We start from the raw sequence: 20,275 nt of genomic DNA on the forward strand, positions 1-20,275 counted from the left end.
TTGTCAGCGGGTCCGCTTGCGGGTCGCCCCGTCGCCGCCCCGCCCGCGGACCGCCCACGACGTTGACCAGTTCGGCATCGCTTCGACGCGCAATCCTCGCCGCTCGAGTTGACCGCAGCCGCGGCGGCAACGTGGATTGTCGGTGAATACGTCCAGCGGGCCGAGCGCCAGTTCAGGAGTCGAATCGCACCAGGGCGCGTTCCGGCGAAAAGGCCCGGCTGACTGGCCCGGCTGGACGAGCAGCGTTACTTCACTGCGTTCAGCCGCCGAAACCGAACAGGTTGCCCAAGTTCGGCAGGGCGGGTGCGGTACCGGCCGGAGCGCTGGGCGCGGTGCCGGGAGCGCCTGGTGCTGCTCCCGGTGCGCCGGGGGTGGCGCCGGGAGCGCCTGGTGTGCCACCAGGAAGCAGGCCCTTCGGCACGAGGCCGCCGACTCCCGGCACTTGGCTCAAGTCCGGCATGGCCGGAGTTTTCGCACCGCCTTGCGCGCCGCCGCCCTGTGGGTTGACTTGGCCGGCGCCACCTGCGCCGCCGTTGGGGGTGTCGACCTTGCCCTGTCCGCTTCCGCCCTGTGGGTTGACTTGGCCGGCGCCACCTGCGCCGCCGTTGGGGGTGTCGACCTTGCCCTGTCCGCTTCCGCCCTGCGGGTTGACCTGGCCGGCGCCGCCTGCGCCACCGCCTGCGCCGCCCGACGGGGGTTGGCTGACCGAGGTGAATCCGCCGGCCTGCGGGGTTTCCGCCCCCGCGATACCGGTGAATATGAGTGACGCGGTCAGCCCTGCGGCGGCCGCGGTTCCTAGCATGATTTTCATGTGGAGCCCCTTCTCGTATCGAAGTGGTACATCCGTACATGCTGATCAAACGTTCAACACGATAGTGGCTCACATCACAATGAGCAAAACTGGTCGGTATGAAATGGGTGTGACGTGGGGGAATTGGTCCGTGTCGGCGAGGCGTTTCAGCGCCATTTCCGGCGGACGGTCGAGGAAGCGGGCGGCAGGAAGCCGGATTTGCGGATTTGCTCAACTCGACGCGTCGAGGCGGAGTTGAAGCCGGTGCGCGTCGTCGCCGGGCAGAAGCACGGCGACGACGCCGAACAGTTCTGATCGCGCTTCGACGCCTGACCCTTACCACCTGCGGAAGCTGGGGCGGCGAGGATCCTTGGTACACACGTCGGGCGGGCCGATCGTCTGTTCAGTCGGAGGACTGCACCAGGGCGAGTCTCAGTGAGTGGTGAGGCCGTTGCCCGGGGTGGGTGTGCCCGCGCCAGGTGTGCCTGCGCCGGTTCCGGGGGTGGTGCTGTTACCCGTTCCGGGTGTGCCGCCGGTGCTGGGGGTCTCCGCGCCGCCGCCGGTGCTGGGAGTGCCCGCGCCGCCACCGGTGCTGGGGGTGCCTGCGCCGGACTCATCCGTCGTGCCGGTGCTGTTATCGCCGGTGCTCGGGGTCTTGCATTCCTTCTTCTTCGGGTCGGTCTTGCCCTCTTCGGCGCCGGGGTCGCGGGTGGTCTTGCCGGTTGCGCTGCCGGTGCCCGGCAAGATACCGGCGGGCGCGGCCGGTGGGTTGATCGCGGGTTCCGCGCCCGACGGCTCGGGGTCGCTGCCTGCCGCGCCTGGTGCGGGAGCCGCACCGTTCGGGGCGGGGTCGCTCTGCTTCTTCTTGCCGTCCGTGCTGCCCTCTTTGCACTTCTCGGGGTCTTGCTTACTGACGACCGTGAATCCGCCGGCCGATTGATCGGTCTGGAATGTGTTCGCCCCGGCGGCACCGGTTAGCAATAGTGTCGCGGTCAGCCCTGCGGCGGCCGCGGCTCCGATCTTGCAAATCATATGTGTAGCCCCTTCTCGCTTCGAAGTGGTACATGCTGTGCAAACGTTCCACACGTTAGTGCCGCTACTTCGAAATGAGCAGGACGCCGGTAGGCCAGGCAAGTCACTGGCGATCACGCCCCGGCAACGCACCGGGCCGGAATTCGAATTAATCGAGTCCGGCCATTTACCGGTCGTGGCCTATTCCCGAATCGAACGAAATTAAACCCGTGAATCGCGAATAATTGGCAGTGCACGGAGATGGCTGAGGCGAAGATGCTCAGCAGTGTCCGTGCACTGCCCGGTTACGGGGCTACAGCGGCCTTGTTGGGCAGCAATGAGTCCAGCGAGAGGTCGTCGCCCGCGTCGGGGACCTCCGTGCCGCGCAGCGACGTGCCGGCCGTCTCGCGGAGGAAGCACCAGGCGACCAGGCCGATGAGGCTCGCGCCGACCATGTAGGCGGCGGGGAACAGCGACCAGCCGGTCCATTCGATCGCGGCCTCGTTGACCAGCGGGGCGGTGCCGCCGAACGCCGCGGTGGACACGTTGTAGGCCAGCGCGAAACCCGCGTAGCGGACCTGCGTCGGGAAGATCGCGGGGAAGGTCGAACTGATCGTCGACAGCTGGGGGACGTACAGCAGGCCGAGCACGATGAAGCCGGTGATGGCCCACCCGGTGCCCTGGCCCATCAGCCAATACATCGGAATGGCGAGCAGGCCGAGGCCGACCAGCGAGAACAGCCACATCGGGCGGCGGCCCACCCGGTCGGACAGCCGGCCGAAGAACGGCAGCACCAGCATCATCACCGTCTGGCCGATCAGCATCATCGTGGTGGCGGTCGATTCGCCCATGCCGATGGTTTTCTGCAGGTAAGTGGGTTGATAGGTGAGCAGCGTGTAGTTCACGACATTCAGGGCGACGACCAGCCCGGCCATGGTGAGCAGCTCACGCCGATAGGTGGTGACCAGCTCGCGCAGGCCGCGCAGCCCACCGGGCGGATGCTTCGTGTCCTCCTCGGCGACCTCGCTGAACACAGGGCTCTCATCGAGTTTCGAGCGTAGGTACCAGCCGACCAGACCCAGCGGAACGGCGAGCAGGAACGGGATACGCCAACCCCAGCTGTGCATCGCGTCGGAGCCGAACGCGAGCTGGCAGACGAGCACCGTCGCCGAGCCGCCGACAAAGCCTGCGAGCGTGCCGAATTCGAGGAAGCTGCCGAGGAAGCCGCGTTTCTTGTCGCTCGCGCATTCGGCCAGATAGGTTGCGGCGCCGCCGTATTCACCGCCGGTCGAGAAGCCCTGCACGACGCGCAGGGAGATCAGCAGGATCGGCGCGAGCACGCCGACCTGGGCGTGGGTCGGCAGGATACCGATGGCGCCGGTGGCGGCGGCCATCAGCAGGATTGTGGTGGCCAGCACGGCTTTTCGGCCGATCCGGTCGCCGAGCGGGCCCCATACCATGCCGCCGAGCGGGCGCAGCAGGAACGAGACCGCGAAGCCGAGCATGGTGCCGAGCGTGCCGAGATTTCCAGGGAAGAAGGCGTCGGTCAGATAGGTGGCCGTCGCGGCGTAGACGCCGTAATCGAACCATTCGGTGGCATTGCCCATCGCGGAAGCGGCGACCGATCGCCGTAGCGGAAAGCTCTCTGGGTCCCCGTCAGTCACGTACGTGTCCTCTCCAGCCCGTCGAGCGGACCTCGTTTCGTCCTACCTCCGGGTCCTGACACCAGAGACCGGGCACGAATTAGACCGATACCCACGTTGCCATCGGCGCAAACAGTGACGCCCTGGTGCGTACACGCCGGACGGACGTCACGACCTGCGGTGAAGTGCGTGTATGTCAGAATGGTAACGACTTGATAACGGACCCGCAACCGGGCAGCTCCGCCCCCCGCCGAGGTTGCTCGGTCGGCGGGGCCGAACTGCGTCGGTCAGACCGTGCGCCGTCGCCACACCGTCGCGCCGAGCGCGGCGCCGAACAGTGCGACGCAGGCCCAGCCGAACCAGTTGCCGAATCGCGCGTACAAGGTGTTGCCCGAGGTCAACGGGATTTCCGCGAGCACCACCCTGGTAACCGTGACATCCGTTGTCGCGGAGGCGAGTATCCGCCCGCGGGAATCGCTGGCCACGAGTTCACCGAGTTGCGGCGCCCGCGCCACACCCATCCCGGATTCGACGCCACGCAGCACCGCCATCCGGCTGTGCAGCCAGTAATCGTCGGTGAAGTCGAGCGCGGGGACCAGCAGCAATGTCGCGCCGCGGCGCTGATTGGCCAGGACGAGGTTCGGGTGGTCCAGGTCGTAGCAGATCGCCAAGGCCCATGGCTTGCCCGGCACGCTCTGCCACTGGGTGCCCGGCTGGTGCTCGTCCTCCAGTCCGGGAATCAGATAGTGCTTGTCGTAGCGCACGCCGGAGGGATAGTCGATCGCGGCGTTGTAGCTGATGCCACCCGTGGTGAGGATCAGTCCGGCGATCACGTCGATGTTGCGGCGGGTAGCGACCTCCGTCAGCGGTCCTGACAGCACTCCGATGGTGGAATCATCGGCGCGCCAGGACTTTTCCGGCAGTACCACCATCTGTGCGCCCTGGTCGGCCAGTCTTTCGATCTCGACGACGACCCGCGCCACCATGTCACGGCCGTCGGCCGAATCGACCGGAACGTAGTCGGGCGGCTGCGCCACCGCCACCAATCCGACCCGCACCGCTGCTCCCTGCTGCGGCGCGGCCAACCGCCAGAAGCCGAAGGTGCCGAGCACAATCAGTACCGCCGACGTCGCGCCGATCACTCGAAGGCGTTGCGCCCGTGTAACTTCCGGCGCAATCAGTGGTGCGATCGCCGACGGCACGAGCAGAATCAGAAAGGTGACACCCCACGCGCCGGTGAGCGAGGCCGTCTGGATCACCGGCAGCACGTCGGCCTGGGTGTAGGCGATGCTCCACCACGCGCCGAACGGACCCGCCACCGCGAGCAGGAATTCCACGCTCACCCAACCGGCGGGCAGCGCAAGCACCGCGAGACCGGGTCGCCCGCGTCGCAGCAGCGCACGCGTCACGGTGACGATCACGCCGAACAGCAGGGCGGTTCCGCCGAGCAGCACTACGGTCACCGGGACCGGCTGTTCGAGGGTTTCGGTGAAGTAGGACCACATCGGGAGCTCGCCACCCAGCCAGGACAGGACTCCGGCGAGAAACGCCGTCGCCGCGGACGCCCTGGGGATCAGTAGCAGCACCGGCAACGGGGCCAGGAAGGCCAGCCCGGGCAGCGGCCGCAGGCCGGTGCCGAAATGCCACAGCAGCGCGGAGATCAGGATCGCCGACACGGCGAGCAGAAAGCGTTTCACCCCTTCGATATTCGGTGCGCGACCGGTCGGGCACATCGCCGAGACGACCGAATTAGATCTCCCTCGTGCGGCGGGTCAACTCGGTTGCGCGGCTCCCGGTTGCACCAGACCCGCCTCATACGCGAACACCACCGCCTGCACCCGATCGCGCAGTCCGAGCTTCGCCAGCACCGAGCTGACGTGGGTCTTCACCGTGTGCTCACTGACCATCAGCGCCGCCGCGACCTCGGCGTTCGAGAGCCCACGCGCCAACTGGCGCAACGTATCTCGCTCCCGCTCGGTCAGCTCGTCGAGGCGGCGCGTGAGCTCGGGACGCGGGTGCCCGCGCTCGGTGAGCTCGGCGATCAGGCGCCGGGTCACCGTCGGCGCGAGCAGGGCCTCGCCCTTGGCGACGATGCGGACCGCCTCGACCAGTTCCTCGCGCCGAACATCTTTGAGCAGGAACCCGCTCGCCCCCGCGCGCAGGGCATCGAAAACATACTCGTCGAGGTCGAACATGGTGAGCACCAACACTTTCGCTGAGGTCTCGGCACAGATGCGGTGGGTAGCGGCCACGCCGTCCAGGCGCGGCATTCGGACGTCCATGACCACCACATCAGGTGCCAGGGCGTCGGCTTTCTCGATCGCCTCCAGCCCGTCGGCGGCCTCGCCGACCACAGTGATATCCGGTTGGGCGTCGAGGATCAGGCTGAAGGCGGCGCGGAACAGGTCCTGGTCGTCGACCACCAGTACGCGCACGGTCAACTCCTTTGTCCGAGCGGCAGTTCGGCGGCGACGTCGAAACCGCTGTCCGAGGGGCCGTGTCGCAGCGTTCCCCCGTTGCCGGTGACTCGTTCGCGCATTCCGAGCAGTCCATATCCACCGGGCTTCGGGTGCGCCGGCCCCGCGCCGTCATCGGAAACCCGCACCGTCAGTAGCTGATCCGACCAGCGCAGTGACACCCGCACGCCGGTGGCCCGCGCATGCTTCATGGTGTTCGCCAACGCCTCCTGCACCACGCGATACGCGGTGACGCCGACATCGTCGGACACCGCGCGCCGCGGTCCGTTCTCGTCCAGTGACGCGGCGAGCCCGCCGCGCCGCGACAGCTCGACCAGGTCGGCGATCGCCTCGATGCCCGGTTGGTGGCGGGGGTCGGCGGATTCGCCGCGCAGCGTATCGAGACTGCGCCGAAGTTGTTGCACCGCAACACGACCCGTTTCCGCGATGGTTGCGAAGGTGGCGTCCGCTCGCGCCGGGTCGGGGCCGGTGAACAGCGGGCCGGTCTCGGCTTGGACGATCATCGCGCCCACCGAGTGCGTGACGATATCGTGCATGTCCCTGGCGATCCGCAGGCGTTCCCGGTCCAAGGCGGCAAGACGTTCCTCGTCGAGTCGGCGGGCGCGTTCCTCGAGCATCTCGATCTGCGCCCGCCTGGCCCGGACGCCGGTGCCGAGCGCCCACGCGGTGAGGAAGGACATGGCCGCGTAGGCGTAGGAATCCGGGCTCTCGTCGGGGATCACCAGGGAGAGCAGGATGCCGACGGTGCCCGACACAAAGGCGGCGCGCCGCCGCACCGGCGGGCTGTACGCGGCGATCGTGTACGCACAAACCACGGTGCCGTAGGGCAGATCGGGCATGGCGTGCAGGCAGGCGAGCACGGTCATCGCTGGACCGACCACCAGGAATACGGTGATCGGCGCGTGCCGCCGCCACAGCACCGGCACGGACGCGACCGCCGACACGACGATCACCCACCACGACTGGCCCGTGAGCACGGCAGGTCCGACGGTGACGACGGTCACTACCGCGGTCAGCACGAGATCGACTGCACCGGGCGAGAATCGCTCGAACCGTTCGGTCACCCGCCGTGTCACGTCATCGACGGCACCCGCGGCCCGGGTAACCGCATTGATAGGTCTCACAGATATCAGTCTGAACTGCCCGCGCCCGCTATCGCCTCACTCTCCGGTCTGATCCCCGCTCAACCTCTTGGGCGAGGTCCATCGCGGGTCGTATCAGCCGAACTGCTCGGCCAGGAACTCTTCCCAGGTCCGTTGCCCCAACTGGGTGCCGTTGAAGGTCATGTTCGCCCCGGCCCGATACGCCTTGCCCGCCTTGCCCGGCAGCCGAACCGGCAGCAGCGGCCGCCGCTTTCCGCTCGCCCGCAGGTAGCCACGCACCAGCTCGGCCAGCCCATACACCGTCGGCCCGGTCAGATCCGGCACCTGCCCGGCCGGTTCGTCCAACGTCAACTCGACAAGCCGAGCCGCGACCTCACGCGAATCGACCGGCTGCAACCGCACCCCACCCGGAATCGGCACCACCGGCAGTTTCGCCAACCCGCGCACCCCCTTCAACACCAGATCATGGAACTGCGCGGCCCGCAGGGTCGTGAACGGCATCCCCGACTCGGCGACGATCCGCTCCGCCGCCGCCTTGGCCTTGAAGTAACCGAGCGGAATCGCCTCCGCCGCAACGACCGAGATGTACACGAGGTGCCGCACACCGGCCCGCGCCGCTGCGTCCACTAGGTGCGCGGTCGCGACCTCGTCTCCCTTCGGTCCACCCGCGAGATGCAGCACGACCTCGGCGCCCGCGACCGCGGTCGCCACCCCTTCACCCTTCAACAAGTCCCCGGTCACGTACTCGATGCCGGCCGCCGACTCATGCGCGTTGCGGCTCAACAGCCGCACCTTCGACCCGGCATCCACCAGCAGCGGAACAACATGCTGCCCCAATGTGCCGGTCCCACCGGTAACCAGAATCGTCCCAGTCATGATCGTTCCCTCTCGTACCGGCCGAGAGCCGAGCTCCCGGCCACCTCGGCAGCTCTTCACACAGATGACGATTCCGGGCGCGCGAGTGTGACAGGTGGATCTCGCGGCCGGCGGGCTCGGCCGACCCGGTCGCCGCGCCGCAACCGGGCGCGGTGGCGGCGGCTGGTCGATTCGATGATGCCGACCCCGGCCGTAATTCCTGACGGCCGTTTCGATTTCGTGGTCTGCTGGTCGTCCGGCTACCCGCGACCGCGACCGCCGCGCCGGCGTGCTCAGCTACTCGCGGGCCAGGTTTCCTCGATGATCAGCCGGTCCGTGCGCACCGCCGCCGCGTGGTGTTCGGCGACCAGGTCGGGCGGGTAGGTCGGCCAGAGGGTGATGGCGCCGCTGGCCTTGTCGATGGTGCTGACCGTGCCGCCGATGGGCAGCGGGCTTGGCGGAGTGCGGGTTTCGGTCGGCGGCGGCGGGGCGAAGATGGCGACCACCACGAAGCAGCTGTCGAATTCGGTGATCCGATTGGTGATTCCGCGTCCGGCGTCGTCGTCGAAGGCCAGGTAGCGCTCGGTGAGACGTTCCGCTTCGGCGAGCGTCACCGGAGTGGTGCACTCGGTCGGGTAAGCATGGATGTCCATGGTGTCGACGGCAGCCACCGGTGGTGGCGCCAACTCCTTTCCGCAATCCTGGTGCCCCACTGTGCCGTACGCGCGCGGCGGTTGCTCGCGTTGTCCGGGATTTGCTGTCGGACGGTGGAGTTTGCCGGTCAGTCGAAGCGCACGGTGGCGAGCATACGGCGGGCGAGCACCTCGGGGTCGGTGCCCGCGGCCAGGCTCGAATTATCCAGCGCCCCTTCGCGCCACAGCGCGGCGAACCCGTGCACCAGTGACCATGCGGCCAGCTGCGTGGCCTGCTGCCGTTCGGCATTGCCGGGGTGGATGCCGGACACGCCGGAGCGCAGCGCGCCCGCGGAGCGGAGTCTGGCCTCGTCCAGTCGCGGATCGTCGGCGTGTAACAGGCTGTGCCGGAACATCACATCGAAATGCCCGGGATGTTCGCGCGCGAACCGGATGTAGGCGGCGGCGACCTCGCGGAAGTCGGCGCCGGCCAGGGTGAGCTCCGCGGTGAGCAATTCGAAACCCTCGATGGCCAGCGCGGTCAGCACGCCGGCCCGGTCGCCGAAATGGTGCGCGGGCGCCGCGTGCGAGACGCCGGCCCGGCGGGCCAGCTCGCGCAGCGACACCGCGTCGACGCCGTCGCTCGCGATCTGGTCGGCCGCCGCGGCCAGGATGGTGGCCCGCAGATCCCCGTGGTGATAACCGCTTTTCGCCATGACTCGATGGTGCCCGAGAATCTAGCCATTGACAAGTTTCCGCGTCAGCTCTAATCTTTCCAGTGTCAAGATTGATCGTTAGAACGTAGGAGACCCTGATGGCCCCGCTGGTTGTACTCGCCGTCGTTACCGCACTGGCCCGGCTCATCGGCTGGCTGGCCGGACCCGAATGGCTGGATTCCTGGCCGCACGCCGTCGCACTCGGCCTGGCGGCCATGTTCGTGCTGACCGCCAGCGCGCACTTCCTGGCCCCGCGCCGCGAGGCGCTTATCGCGATGGTGCCGCCGAAGCTGCCGAACCCGGCCGCACTGGTCGCTCTCACCGGCGTCCTCGAACTGGCGGGCGGGGCCGGGCTACTCATCCCGGCCACCTCGAAGCTCGCCGCCGGCGCACTGATCGTGCTGCTGATCTGCCTGTTCCCGGCCAACATTCGCGCCGCGAAGGCCGATCTCGGCATCAAGACCATGCCGCTGCCGCTGCGCCTCGTCGTTCAGGTCGTCTTCATCGCGGCCCTGGGTGTGGTCCTGTTCGGCTGAACCTGGGAAGCCCGCTCCGGCAACGAGAACTGTTGCCAGAGCGGGCTTTGCCGTGTTGTCGTGGGTCCATGGCGAGTCGAGGTCGGCGGTATCCCGCTGGAGTGCAGGCAGTGTCGGGTTCCGGGGAGCGGCATTGACGGCGTGGCTGACCTCGGCACCGGTTGCCTGGTCGGTGATCGGCTACGTCGCGATCATTGTGGGCGGGCGGCTGCTTCTCGTCCGAGAAGCCCTGTTCGACCAGCTGATCAATCGGCTGTTCCTGTGGAGTCTCGCCGCCCTGCTGCTGTACCGGTGCACGCTGACCCCGACCATTACCTCGCTGGCGAATCAGCTCGCGCTGGGCTGCATCCTGATGACCACGACGTATATGGCCACGATCGGCAGGTCGGCGGACGCGGCGGCGGAGGCCGATCCGGGCATCGTGTGGCGATACCATCGGCTCCGCAGCTTGATCGCGCTGGGTGCGACGGTGACTATCGTCGTCGCAGGAACGTCGGCACGGAACGACGGACGCCTGGTCGCGATGAATCCCGACTGGGAAGGCATTGTCACCGGCCTCGCCTTCGGCGTGCCACTGCTGTGGCACACGGTGGTGTACGGCCGGCTCGGTATCCGCGAACTGAGGTCCGGCGACCCGCCCGTTTGGGAGCGGCTCGTGCTCGGCATCATGTTCGTCTCCACCGCGTACACCTGGCTCTGCGAAGGACTTTCGATAAGCCAGTCGTTCACCGGATGGCCTGCGCTCGGCCCGCAATTGCCGCGCATCGCGGCGTCCTTCACGCTCTGCGTCATCGTCAATGTCACCGTTGTCGCCGTCCCGCTGGTTCGGCTCCTTGGCATGCAGGCGGGCTTGGACAGTGCGGCGCGCTCGTGCCGCAGACTGTCGCCGCTCTGGCGAGATCTGACCGCTGCGGTGCCCGAGATCGTGCTGTCCCCGGCCGAGCCGCGCCGCGTCGATGCCACCGCACGGCTGCTCAGGATGACCGTCGAGATCCGGGACGCGCTGCTCCATCTCGGACCGTATCTGCCTGCCGCGCCGGACGTTCCGGGACCGGAACCGGTCCGGCGCGGCAAATCCGACTGGACGACAATCGCTTACGCGCAACAGCTGGCCCATGCCGCCCATGCCAGGAAATACGGCCTGCGGCCGATCGGTTCCGGTGGTGCGGGGCAGTTGCCGTGGCTCGCCGATGATTTCGACACCGAACTCCGGCAATTGCTCGATCTGGCTCGGGTGTGGTCGGCGACAACTCTTTCCGGGTCGCCTACAGTACAGCCTGGGTCTGCGTCACCTTCACGACCAGTTTTCCTGCGTCATCGCGGATTTCGGTTTCCACCACGATGAACGTGCGGCCCGCGTGCAGCGCGGTCGACGAGGCGGTGGCGTAGCCCGAGCGGACCGCCCTGACGAAGTTGGTCTTCGATTCGACGGTGGTGGTGCCCGCCTTGCCTTCCGGCAGATTCAGGTAGGCACACACGGCGCCGGTGGCGTCGGCCAGCGACATCAGTACGCCACCATGCAGCACACCGCCCAGCGTGCACAGCGATTCGTCCCAGGCGATGCGGCTGCGCACCAGTTCGGGCCCGTGCTCGAGCACCTCGATGCCGAGGCGCTCGGTGAACGGCATGGTCTGGTGGAACAGCTTGGTGCCCGTCTCATCGATCATGACGTGATCCTGCCCGATCCGGCGCCGCCGGTCGATTACCCGCGAGGTAAGGCCTACCGGTCCGGCCAGGTCCGGCGCTGCGCGGCGTGGGTTACCACCACCACGACGATCACCAGCGCTGCGGTGAGCCCGCCGAGCAGCATCACCGTGGCGGGCGAGCCCCGGTCCACTACCAGCCCGCCGGTCAGTGCGCCGAGCGCGAACGTCGCCTGGAACGAGGCGGTGAACAGCACCGAGGCCGCCTCCGGCGCGTTGGGCGCGGCCTTGGCGAACCAGGCCTGGGTGGACACCGGCACCGCGCCGTACCCGATACCCCAAATGATCAGCAGCACAAGCGCTCCTGCCTCCCATCGGCCGAGAAGGGGAAACCCCAGCGTGGCGATTGCGATCAGCGCCGCGGCGCAGCCGAGGGTGGCGCGTGGTCGCCGGGTGATCGCGGCGCCGCCGAGGAAATTGCCGAGAATGCCTGCGACACCGTAGATCAGGAGCAGCAACGTGATCATGCCCGGACCGACGTGAGTGACCTGTTCGAGGAACGGTGTCACATAGGTATAGGCGCCGAACTGTGCGAGCACGACGAGAAACGTTGCCAGCAAGGCGAATCGGACATTGATACCGCGAAGTAGTCCGCGCAGCACGGACGCCCGGGTGACGGTCCGAGTGGGCAGCGGCGGCAGAAACGTCAGCAACATGCCGAGCACCACCGCTGAGAGCACCCCGACCACCACGAATGCCGTTCGCCAGCCGGCGATCTCGCCGAGCAGCGTGCCTGCGGGTACACCGAGCACGGATCCGAGCGGCACCGAGGAGAAGATCACCGCATTGGCCCGGCTCGCCACGGCCACGGGTACCAAGCGTTCGGCCAAACCGGCCGCGATCGACCAGAACCCGCCGATGGTGATGCCGATCAGCACCCTGGACGCCAGCACCACCCAGTATTCGGGCGCGACCGCCATCAGCGCGTTGGCAAGGACCAGCAGAAACATGAACAGGCACAGCATGATTCGCCGATCGATCCGCCCGGTGGCGACGGTCGCCACCGGCGCGGCGACGGCGGCGACCAGTCCGGGCATGGTCATCATCAGCCCGGCCATGCCGTCGGAGATGGTGAAGTCGCCGCCGATCGAGGTGAGCAGACCGATCGGCAGGATCTCGGTGGTGACGATCGAGAAGATCGCGATCATCACCGAGACGACGGCGAGCCAGCCGGTCAGTGTGCTGCGGGCGGGCGCCGGGGCGGAGGTGGTGAGAAGTGTGGACACCTCGCCAAGTCCACCAGCGGCGCGCTCGCGGCTCTGGCGGGTTTACGCCACTACCCTTCCATGGCGAAAATCCGCTCAGCCGCGTCCGGCGCGCATCGGGGCGAGGAACTCGGCGTTCGTCTCGGACTTGCGCAGGCCTTCCAGCAGCAGGTCGAGGGCCTGCTGGTTGTCCAGTGTGGCAAGGGTTTTGCGCAGGGTCTGGGTCGCGGCCAGCTCGTCGGGTGCGAGCAGTAGTTCGTCCTTGCGGGTGCTGGACTGATTGATGTCGACGGCGGGGAAGACCCGGCGGTTCGCGGCGGCGCGGTCCAGTTTGAGCTCGGCGTTGCCGGTGCCCTTGTACTCCTCGAAGATCACCGTGTCGGCTAGCGAGCCGGTCTCCACCAGCGCGGTGGCGATGATGGTCAGCGATCCGCCGTTCTCGATATTGCGGGCCGCGCCGAGGAAACGCTTGGGCGGGGCCAGGGCGGAGGCCTCCACGCCGCCGGACAACACCCGGCCGGAGCCCGGGCTGGCCAGGTTGTAGGCCCGAGCCAGGCGAGTCAGTGAATCGAGCAGGACCACCACGTCGCGACCCATCTCGACGAGTCGTTTGGCGTGTTCGATGGCCAGTTCGGCGACCGCGATGTGTTCGCGGGCGGGCTGGTCGAAGGTGGCCGCGGCGACGTCGGCCGGCACCGCCCTGGTGAGGTCGGTGACCTCTTCCGGCCGCTCGCCGACCAGCACCAGCATGAGCTCGCATTCCGGGTGGTTCTTCGCGATGCCGTGCGAGATAGCTTGCAGCACAGAGGTTTTGCCAGCTTTCGGCGGCGCGACGATCAGTGCGCGCTGACCCTTACCGATCGGCATGACCAGGTCGGTGACCCGGGTGGTCATGGCGTGCTGTTCGGTTTCCAGGCGCAGGCGTTCGTTGGGGTAGATCGGCACCAGGTCGGCGAAGGCGGGCCGGTGCCGGATCTTGTCCGGCTGCTGTCCGTTGACCGTGCCGACGCTGTGCAGCGGCGCGGGTTTGCCGTTTGCGCCTGCGGATTGTGTTGTGCCGGTGAGGAAGTCGCCACGACGCAGGCGGTGTTCGCGGATCAGGCGTTGTGGCACCGTGATGTCGTGTGGTCCGGGCAGGTAGCCGTCGAGGCGCAGGGTGCCGCGGTTGTCGTGCAGGTCGAGGATGCCGGTGACGGTGCGAGTCGAATGCTGTTCGGCCGCTGGGACGTCGGTATTGGTTTCGTTGATTGTGTTGGTGTTCATGGGATTTCCTTCTGAGGAGTGAGTTGTGGGTACGGCGAACAGCCGTGAATGCGACGGCGTAGGGCACGTCGCGGGGCAGGATCCTGAGTGATATTCCGGAACGGCTCTGTTGACCGGGTCGGAAGGGGATCTCGGAATTCTTGTGGGAGAACTACCTACATCCACAAGTAGAAGACGTGGCCGAGAGTACAGGTTCGACCTTCGGCGCGCAACGGTCTCGTTCGGCTGAACGACCTTCGAGGCAGAAGTATTCCCCAGCGGCGAGCATTGGGCCCTGGCGCTGGGAGTGGCGGGTCAGACAACGACGACGAGGCCCGGCAGGCGACGAAGAGTCACCTGCCGGGCCTCGGCGGTATTCGGTGTTATTTACCCATACACCGAGCTGAAGAACTGGACCGCGCTGGCGATACCGACCGGAACGCCGAGCAGGATCATGCCCGCCGCGGCGCCGAGCGCGATGCCGACGCCGGCGCCCGCGATGCACAGGCCGATCGGACCGGCGAAGAACGTCGGCACGACCAGCGGTGCGCCGATGATCGCACCCGCGACACAGCCGAGCGCGCCGCCGACGATGGTGCCGACCAGGGTGCCGATGGCGGTGGCCAGGCCGAACTGGGTGGCCGCCGTGCTCAGCGCGGTGTTGAAGTCGACGCCCGCGACATCCTTCGCGTCAACCGGCTTCAGCATCGCGGCGGGGTGCGCGTCCGCCGCGTTGGTGCTCGGGGTGAAAGTGGCGGTGTTGCCGTCGATCTGGGCCGCAATGGGCCATTCCATGCCGTCTTTCAGGTAGGTCAGCGGCATGCCAGCAACCAGACGTCCCTGGTTATCCAGAACCTGGAATTGTGTGCCCTGTGTCGTCAACGACCCGGCCTCGGTCTTCAGTACGACCGAGTTATCCACCACATTCGCGGTGTAGTGGATACCGGGCAGAATGTCGGTCTGCACGGTCGACCCCGGAACGGGGGCCGGTGCGGCAGGCTCTGCGTAGGCGGTGCCGCTAGTGATCCCAACAGCCGCGATGACCAGCGTGGACGCGGCAGCGAACTTCTTGACCCTCATACTTTTCAAACACTTTCCTCAGCAGGAGCACCTTCGGCCCTTCGTTGGGACTCGAGCCGGCGCGGCCCATCGTTACGAACCTCCGCAAAGGCTCGTCGCAATTTATTACGAAGATGTAACAGCGGGCGCAAAGGAAGCGTCAAATAGAAGTGGAATGTGTTAAAGAAACATAAATTCGGACATTTGGCTAACTTTTAGCATCCGATAATGTGGCGCGCGACACGTTATTTCGTGTTTTTGCCGAACGCGCGGATTCAGCTGATGCGGGAAACCACCGCGCCCGGCAGCACCGGCAGCACCAGATCGAGCACGCGCCAGGGCCAGGCCGGAACACACGCCCGCCGCTGCTCCTTCTCGATCGCGCCGACCATCGCGGCAACACCCTTGTCCAGCGGTGCCACCAATCGGGTGTCGCCCGCCTTGGCCGCCATGTCGGTGGCGATGAACCCCGGCAGCAGCGTGGTGACCGCGATCGGCGACTTCGCCAATTCGGTGCTCAGCGCCTGCCCGAGCGCAGCCAGGCCCGCCTTGCTCGCCGAGTACGCCGCCTTCTTGCCCGGCAGCCCGCGCACCGCGCTCATCGAGGACACCAGCACCAGGTGGCCGGAGTTCTGCGCGCGGAAGATTTCCAATGCCGCCTCGGCCTGCGCGAGGGCGCTGACGAGATTCGTTGTCGCCGTAGCGATATTGGCGGCCGCCCGGCCGGTGCCGAGCACCGCGCCCTTACCGAGGCCCGCATTGACGATCACCCGGTCCAGTCCGCCGAGCTCGTCGCGCAGCTCGCCGAAGATGCCCGGTATCGCCGCATGCTGGTCGACGTCGAGCGCGCGGACCGCGACGGTGATGCCGGGATGGGCCGCGACGAGCTCATCGCGCAGCGCCTCGAGTGCGGTCAGCCGCCGGGAGCACAGCGCGAGATCGCGGCCCTTGCTCGCGAAGTCGCGTGCCATCGCGGCGCCGAGGCCCGCGCTGGCGCCGGTGATCAGAATCTTGGTCCTCGTCATGGGCTCGACCCTAGCGAGGCGTCGGCCTCAGCCGCCGAACGATCCGGTACGCGGCGGCGGGGGCAGCAGCCGCCACGGGCCGCAGTTGGTGGTCTTGAAGGCCACGTCGGTCGGCTTGATCTCCGCGCGGATCGGGCCGAGCCGGGTGAAGTTGTCGCCGATGATGTATTCCATCTTGGTGTTGTCGCCCTCCACCTTCCAGAGCCTGCGCCAATCGCAGCCGTAGGCCGGGTCGGGTGTGCCGGGCGCCTCCCAGATGCCGGGGAAGATGTCGACGCCCACCAGGTAGACGCCGTCCACGGGCATCGTGTTCGCGGGTTCGGCCGCCGCCGTCGCGGCTCCGAGCATGGTCATCGCGGACGTCATGGCGCCGGCGATGAGGAGTGTGCTTGCGCGCATGGCGATGTTCTCCTCGAATCGTGCTGCAACCGCCGCACAGCGGCTGACCTGGGAGATCCCCGAATCTCCGGGGCCAAGGTCTACCAGACCGCCCAGCTGAATGTGCCGCATTCCACATTTCTTGTGCGGATGCATTATCAAATCGCGCACGATGTTGTCATCGACCGGGCGTGCCGCGATATCCGAGGTATGACATGCGCTCGGCTCGAGTCCGTCCGGACGGTGCGGCAGCCCACCTCATGCGGCGCGCAGTGCGCGGGACTATGCACCGACGACGGGCTGGCCGCGGTGCTGGCAACCGACCGAGCGTTGCTGCATTGGCGGGCGATGCGTGCGCTAGGCGATAGCGGGCTGGCCGAGCAGGCGGTGCAGGAGTCGCTGCTCAGGGCGTGGCGCTCGTGCGCGTTCTTCGACAACACCAAGGGCAGCGTGCGGACCTGGCTGCTGGCGATCCTGCGCAACGTCATCATCGACACCGTGCGCGCGCGGGCGTCCCGGCCGGGGGACACCGGCTGGGACGAGGTCAGCGAACTCAGCGACATCCGCTACGCCCATCCCGATTTCTCGGACAGGCTGGTGGACGGGCTGCTGGTCGCGGAGCTGCTGGCCATGCTGCCCGACCCGCAGCGCGAGGCCGTGGTCGAGGTGATCCTGCGCGACCGCGCCTATCAGGAAGTGGCCGATGACATCGGTGTCCCCGTCGGCACCGTGAAGACCCGGGTGCACTATGCCCTGCGTTCGCTACGCAGCCTGCCCCGCGGCGCCTGATTGCTCCTGAACACGCCGCGCCAGCGGTAACGGTTAGGTAACTGGGGTTGCTATGCTGATGCTTGCGTTGCGAGAGTGAACCACTGGGTTTGGTGTTACTAATGGGAAGGGAGGGGTGCCCTGTCCCCGGGGCGCCGACCGAACATGAAGCAACCAAGCATCATCAGGGCCGGAATCTGTTCCGCCGTCACGGCCGCGGTCACGGTGACGCTGTCCGGGTTGGTTCCGGTAACCGCTACCGCCGATCCGGCCCAGCCGGATCTGACCACCAAGCTCGCGGGCAAGACCGTGTTCCTCGATCCGGGCCATCAGGGTCCCGGCCACAGCGAGAATGTCGCCAAGCAGGTCAGCGACGGTCGCGGTGGCACGAAGGACTGCCAGACCACCGGCATGGTCACCGTGAACGGGGTGCCCGAGCACACCATCAACTGGAATGTCGCGCAGTTGGTGAAGACCGCGCTGGAACAGTTCGGCGCGCAGGTGAAGTTGAGTCGCCTCGATGATCAGGGCTGGGGCGGTTGCATCGATGACCGCGCCAAGGCCGCCAACGAGTCCGGTGCTGCCGTCGCGGTGAGCATTCACGCCGACAGTGCGCCCGCCGACCAGCGTGGCTTCCACCTGATCGTGCCCGAACTGCCGATTCCCGACCCGACGATCAATGCGATCCAGTCCAATGCCGGGTTGGCCGCGTCGACCGCGATGCGCGACGCCTACCTCGGGGCCGGGTTCGCGCCGGCGAAGTACGCGAGCGCGGACGGTCTGATGCCGCGCAAGGACATTGCGGGACCCGCGCTCACCGCGGTGCCGGATGTGTTCATCGAGATGGGCAACGGCGCGAACGCCGAGGATGCCGCGGTGCTGGAGAGTAAGGAAGGTCAGCTCGAGCACGCCGTCGCCATTACCACCGGGCTGGTGGGTTATCTGCTCGGGCCGCAGTCGGTGACGCCGAATGTGACGGGCGAGCGGCCCGCCGCGGCACCGCTGCCGCAGCAGCATCCGGCATCGACCGAACCGCAGGCGGGCGCACCGGCGGCGATCGAACCGCCCGCGCAGTCGGCACCGCAGGCGCTGGCCGGGCCGCCGCCGCAGGCCGTACCGCAGATGCAGCCGCATCCGGCGTCGACCGAGCCCCCGGCGGGCGCGGCGGCTCCGCAGGCGCTGGACGCACCGCAGGTGCAGTCGAATTCGCCGCAGTTGCAGCCGTATCCGGCGTCCACTGAACCTCCGGCAGGCGCCCAGGCGCTGAACGCGCCGCAGGGCCAGGTCGCACCGCAGGGCCAGGTTGCGCCGCAGGGACAGACCGCACCCCAGGGCCAGGCGTCACCCTTCACACCACCGGCGCAGACCAGTCCGGGCACGTGGCCGGGCACCCAGCAATCGCCGACCGCCCCCGGTACCCAGCAGAGCCCGTCACTGCCGGGCTCCCACCCGACAGTGCCCGGCGAGTCGAGCGATATGCAGTCCGTCCGCGAGATCATGGACATGGTCCTGACCCTGCTGATGCCGCTGGCCAAGTCCCTCGGCGTGGACAACAACCTGGTCACCGCGGAGCTGATCAACCTCGCCTACGCCTTGGCGGCCAAGTTCATCGCCCCCGCCAAATAGCACCCGCCGTACGACCGAACGTCACCCTCGCCGAGGGTGACGTTCGGTCTTTCCTGGCCCGTTGCGTCGCCAAGTATGGTGGTCGGCGTGGCTGACCGGATTCCTGTTGTGATCGTCGCGGGGTTTCTCGGTTCCGGGAAAACAACGCTGCTCAACCACCTGTTGCGCAACAGCCGAGGTACTCGAATCGGCGTGGTCGTCAACGACTTCGGCGCGATCAACATCGACTCGATGCTGGTCGCCGGGCAGGTCGACGCGATGGTCTCGCTCGGCAACGGCTGCGTCTGCTGCGCGGTCGACGTCAGCGAGTTGGACGAGCTGTTCACCCGGCTCGCCCAGCCGCGCGCCAAGATCGACGTGATCGTGGTGGAGGCCAGCGGCCTCGCCGAGCCGCGCAACCTCATCCGGATGGTGGTGGGCAGCGACAACCCGCGCATCCGCTACGGCGGCCTGGTCGAGGTGGTCGACGCCGAGCAGTTCCCGGCGAGCAGCGCGCGTCATCCCGAGCTGACCACGCATCTGCGGCTGGCGGATCTGGTGGTGGTCAACAAGGCCGACCGGGTGCCCGCCACGCAGCTGAGCGCATTGCGGCAGGACATCGCGGAGCTGATCGGCCAGGTACCGGTGTATGCGACCACGCACGGTCGGCTCGAGCCCGGCTTGCTGTTCGATGAGCCGTTGCGTGAAACTCCTAGGGTCGCCGAGCAATTGAGCTTCGACGAACTGCTCGATGACCATGATCACGACCACACCGAGCACCGTCATTTGCACGACGACTACCTCAGCGTCTCCTTCACCAGCGGGCAGCCGCTGGACCCGCGCGGCCTGATCGGTTTCCTGGAGGACCCGCCGCCCGGCCTGTTCCGCGCCAAGGGCTTCGCCGCCTTCGCCGTCGCCGACGAGCGCCGCAAGTTCGTGCTGCACCTGGTCGGTCGCCATCTCGTGTTCGAGTCGGCGAACTGGGCGCGCGGCGAATCCCGTGCGACCCAGCTGGTGCTGATCGGTGCGGGCATGGACGCCGAGCTGGCTACGAAACGGTTGCAGGACACCGTGCACCTCGACGAAGCCCCGCTGGACGCACAATCCATGCTCGGCGTGTGGCGCTACACGCCGCATTGAGCGACGAGTTTGGCGCGTTCGGCAGAAATCTGGCGCGTTCGGTGCTACCGGCGGCGTCGGGCGGACACGAGACTGTCCTGGTGCCCGCCGCGTCGGCACTTACGCAATGGTGCGATATGCCGCGCGTGGTGTCGGGTCGGCGCACCGATCATGATCGAGACGATTCGTTTTGCGACCGATGGGAGTTTTCCATGTCAGATTCGCTGGAGAGCGCCACCGCGTACGTGATCGAAGCGCTGGAGGCCAAGGGGACCGCCACGCGTTACGACTTCGACGTTCCCGGCATTGTCGCCGAATCACATGCCATCGCCAACGGCTGGGATTTCCGCGCGATCGAGGACACCACGTTCTGGGGCACCGTGGCGCGTTTCCTCAAACCGTGAGATC

Annotated in this window: 21 protein-coding genes and 1 pseudogene; 7 read left to right on the forward strand and 15 right to left on the reverse strand. The window is 67.4% G+C overall.

What is annotated here, in order from left to right:
• Positions 1-259: 259 nt before the first annotated feature.
• A complete protein-coding gene (locus ABZ942_RS01175; RefSeq protein ID WP_357377802.1) occupies positions 260-811 on the reverse strand; it encodes a hypothetical protein in 552 nt (183 codons plus the stop codon).
• Positions 812-925: 114 nt separating this feature from the next.
• Here ABZ942_RS01175 and ABZ942_RS01180 point away from each other — a divergent pair, with 114 nt between their 5' ends.
• The gene (locus ABZ942_RS01180; RefSeq protein ID WP_357377804.1) at positions 926-1,105 is read left to right on the forward strand and encodes a hypothetical protein; all 180 of its coding nucleotides are present in this window, start codon (positions 926-928) and stop codon (positions 1,103-1,105) included.
• A gap of 117 nt (positions 1,106-1,222) precedes the next feature.
• On the opposite strand, the gene ABZ942_RS01185 is transcribed toward ABZ942_RS01180, so the two are convergent.
• The 8 genes from ABZ942_RS01185 to ABZ942_RS01220 all read right to left on the reverse strand — a co-directional run bounded on the left by ABZ942_RS01185 (position 1,223) and on the right by ABZ942_RS01220 (position 9,227).
• Positions 1,223-1,822, reverse strand: coding sequence for a hypothetical protein (locus ABZ942_RS01185; protein WP_357377806.1), 600 nt, complete (start codon positions 1,820-1,822; stop codon positions 1,223-1,225).
• A 284-nt stretch (positions 1,823-2,106) separates the two neighbouring features.
• Positions 2,107-3,408, reverse strand: a complete 1,302-nt coding sequence (locus ABZ942_RS01190; RefSeq protein ID WP_357379315.1) for an MFS transporter — start codon at positions 3,406-3,408, stop codon at positions 2,107-2,109.
• A gap of 323 nt (positions 3,409-3,731) precedes the next feature.
• The gene (locus ABZ942_RS01195; RefSeq protein ID WP_357377808.1) at positions 3,732-5,141 is read right to left on the reverse strand and encodes a nitrilase-related carbon-nitrogen hydrolase; all 1,410 of its coding nucleotides are present in this window, start codon (positions 5,139-5,141) and stop codon (positions 3,732-3,734) included.
• 75 nt (positions 5,142-5,216) lie between these two features.
• On the reverse strand, positions 5,217-5,885 hold the full coding sequence (locus ABZ942_RS01200) for a response regulator transcription factor (RefSeq protein WP_357377810.1): 669 nt from the start codon (positions 5,883-5,885) through the stop codon (positions 5,217-5,219).
• On the reverse strand, positions 5,882-7,045 hold the full coding sequence (locus tag ABZ942_RS01205) for a sensor histidine kinase (RefSeq protein ID WP_357377812.1): 1,164 nt from the start codon (positions 7,043-7,045) through the stop codon (positions 5,882-5,884). The genes ABZ942_RS01200 and ABZ942_RS01205 overlap by 4 nt, the downstream gene beginning before the upstream one ends.
• A 93-nt stretch (positions 7,046-7,138) precedes the next feature.
• The gene (locus tag ABZ942_RS01210) at positions 7,139-7,900 is read right to left on the reverse strand and encodes an NAD(P)H-binding protein (protein WP_357377814.1); all 762 of its coding nucleotides are present in this window, start codon (positions 7,898-7,900) and stop codon (positions 7,139-7,141) included.
• A gap of 272 nt (positions 7,901-8,172) precedes the next feature.
• Entirely contained in the window at positions 8,173-8,532 is a 360-nt protein-coding gene (locus tag ABZ942_RS01215; protein WP_357377816.1) for a hypothetical protein, read from the reverse strand.
• A gap of 128 nt (positions 8,533-8,660) precedes the next feature.
• Positions 8,661-9,227, reverse strand: coding sequence for a TetR/AcrR family transcriptional regulator (locus ABZ942_RS01220; protein ID WP_357377818.1), 567 nt, complete (start codon positions 9,225-9,227; stop codon positions 8,661-8,663).
• A 98-nt stretch (positions 9,228-9,325) separates the two neighbouring features.
• Here ABZ942_RS01220 and ABZ942_RS01225 point away from each other — a divergent pair, with 98 nt between their 5' ends.
• Both ABZ942_RS01225 and ABZ942_RS01230 read left to right on the forward strand, forming a co-directional pair.
• Complete coding sequence (locus ABZ942_RS01225) at positions 9,326-9,763, forward strand: hypothetical protein (protein ID WP_357377820.1); 438 nt, start codon at positions 9,326-9,328, stop codon at positions 9,761-9,763.
• A 133-nt stretch (positions 9,764-9,896) separates the two neighbouring features.
• Positions 9,897-11,108 (forward strand): MAB_1171c family putative transporter, encoded by a 1,212-nt coding sequence (locus ABZ942_RS01230; protein WP_357377822.1) that lies wholly within the window; start codon positions 9,897-9,899, stop codon positions 11,106-11,108.
• Here the strand turns inward: ABZ942_RS01230 and ABZ942_RS01235 are convergent.
• From ABZ942_RS01235 to ABZ942_RS01260, 6 genes are all read right to left on the reverse strand, one after another.
• Complete coding sequence (locus ABZ942_RS01235) at positions 11,029-11,430, reverse strand: PaaI family thioesterase (RefSeq protein ID WP_357377824.1); 402 nt, start codon at positions 11,428-11,430, stop codon at positions 11,029-11,031. The two genes, ABZ942_RS01230 and ABZ942_RS01235, sit on opposite strands and share 80 nt — an antisense overlap.
• A gap of 53 nt (positions 11,431-11,483) precedes the next feature.
• A complete protein-coding gene (locus ABZ942_RS01240) occupies positions 11,484-12,692 on the reverse strand; it encodes an MFS transporter (protein ID WP_357377826.1) in 1,209 nt (402 codons plus the stop codon).
• A 75-nt stretch (positions 12,693-12,767) separates the two neighbouring features.
• On the reverse strand, positions 12,768-13,934 hold the full coding sequence (locus ABZ942_RS01245; protein WP_357377828.1) for a transcription termination factor Rho, short form: 1,167 nt from the start codon (positions 13,932-13,934) through the stop codon (positions 12,768-12,770).
• A 366-nt stretch (positions 13,935-14,300) separates the two neighbouring features.
• Positions 14,301-14,993, reverse strand: a complete 693-nt coding sequence (locus ABZ942_RS01250) for a hypothetical protein (RefSeq protein ID WP_357377830.1) — start codon at positions 14,991-14,993, stop codon at positions 14,301-14,303.
• A 254-nt stretch (positions 14,994-15,247) separates the two neighbouring features.
• Positions 15,248-15,997, reverse strand: coding sequence for an SDR family oxidoreductase (locus tag ABZ942_RS01255; protein ID WP_357377832.1), 750 nt, complete (start codon positions 15,995-15,997; stop codon positions 15,248-15,250).
• A gap of 27 nt (positions 15,998-16,024) precedes the next feature.
• On the reverse strand, positions 16,025-16,396 hold the full coding sequence (locus tag ABZ942_RS01260) for a hypothetical protein (protein WP_357377834.1): 372 nt from the start codon (positions 16,394-16,396) through the stop codon (positions 16,025-16,027).
• A gap of 189 nt (positions 16,397-16,585) precedes the next feature.
• Here ABZ942_RS01260 and ABZ942_RS01265 point away from each other — a divergent pair, with 189 nt between their 5' ends.
• The 4 genes and pseudogenes from ABZ942_RS01265 to ABZ942_RS01280 all read left to right on the forward strand — a co-directional run bounded on the left by ABZ942_RS01265 (position 16,586) and on the right by ABZ942_RS01280 (position 20,271).
• Positions 16,586-17,164 carry a sigma-70 family RNA polymerase sigma factor gene (locus tag ABZ942_RS01265; RefSeq protein WP_357377836.1) on the forward strand — a complete coding sequence of 193 codons (579 nt, stop codon included), beginning with the start codon at positions 16,586-16,588 and terminating at the stop codon, positions 17,162-17,164.
• Between the two features lie 144 nt (positions 17,165-17,308).
• Positions 17,309-18,091: pseudogene (locus ABZ942_RS01270) on the forward strand (N-acetylmuramoyl-L-alanine amidase); the annotation flags it as partial.
• A 753-nt stretch (positions 18,092-18,844) separates the two neighbouring features.
• On the forward strand, positions 18,845-19,888 hold the full coding sequence (locus ABZ942_RS01275) for a CobW family GTP-binding protein (RefSeq protein WP_357379317.1): 1,044 nt from the start codon (positions 18,845-18,847) through the stop codon (positions 19,886-19,888).
• On the forward strand, positions 19,867-20,271 hold the full coding sequence (locus tag ABZ942_RS01280; RefSeq protein WP_357377838.1) for a hypothetical protein: 405 nt from the start codon (positions 19,867-19,869) through the stop codon (positions 20,269-20,271). Before ABZ942_RS01275 ends, ABZ942_RS01280 begins: the two co-directional genes overlap by 22 nt.
• The last annotated feature ends 4 nt before the right edge of the window (positions 20,272-20,275 follow it).

Origin of the sequence: Nocardia sp. NPDC046473 (genome assembly GCF_040645995.1) — a bacterium.
Lineage (GTDB): Bacteria > Actinomycetota > Actinomycetes > Mycobacteriales > Mycobacteriaceae > Nocardia.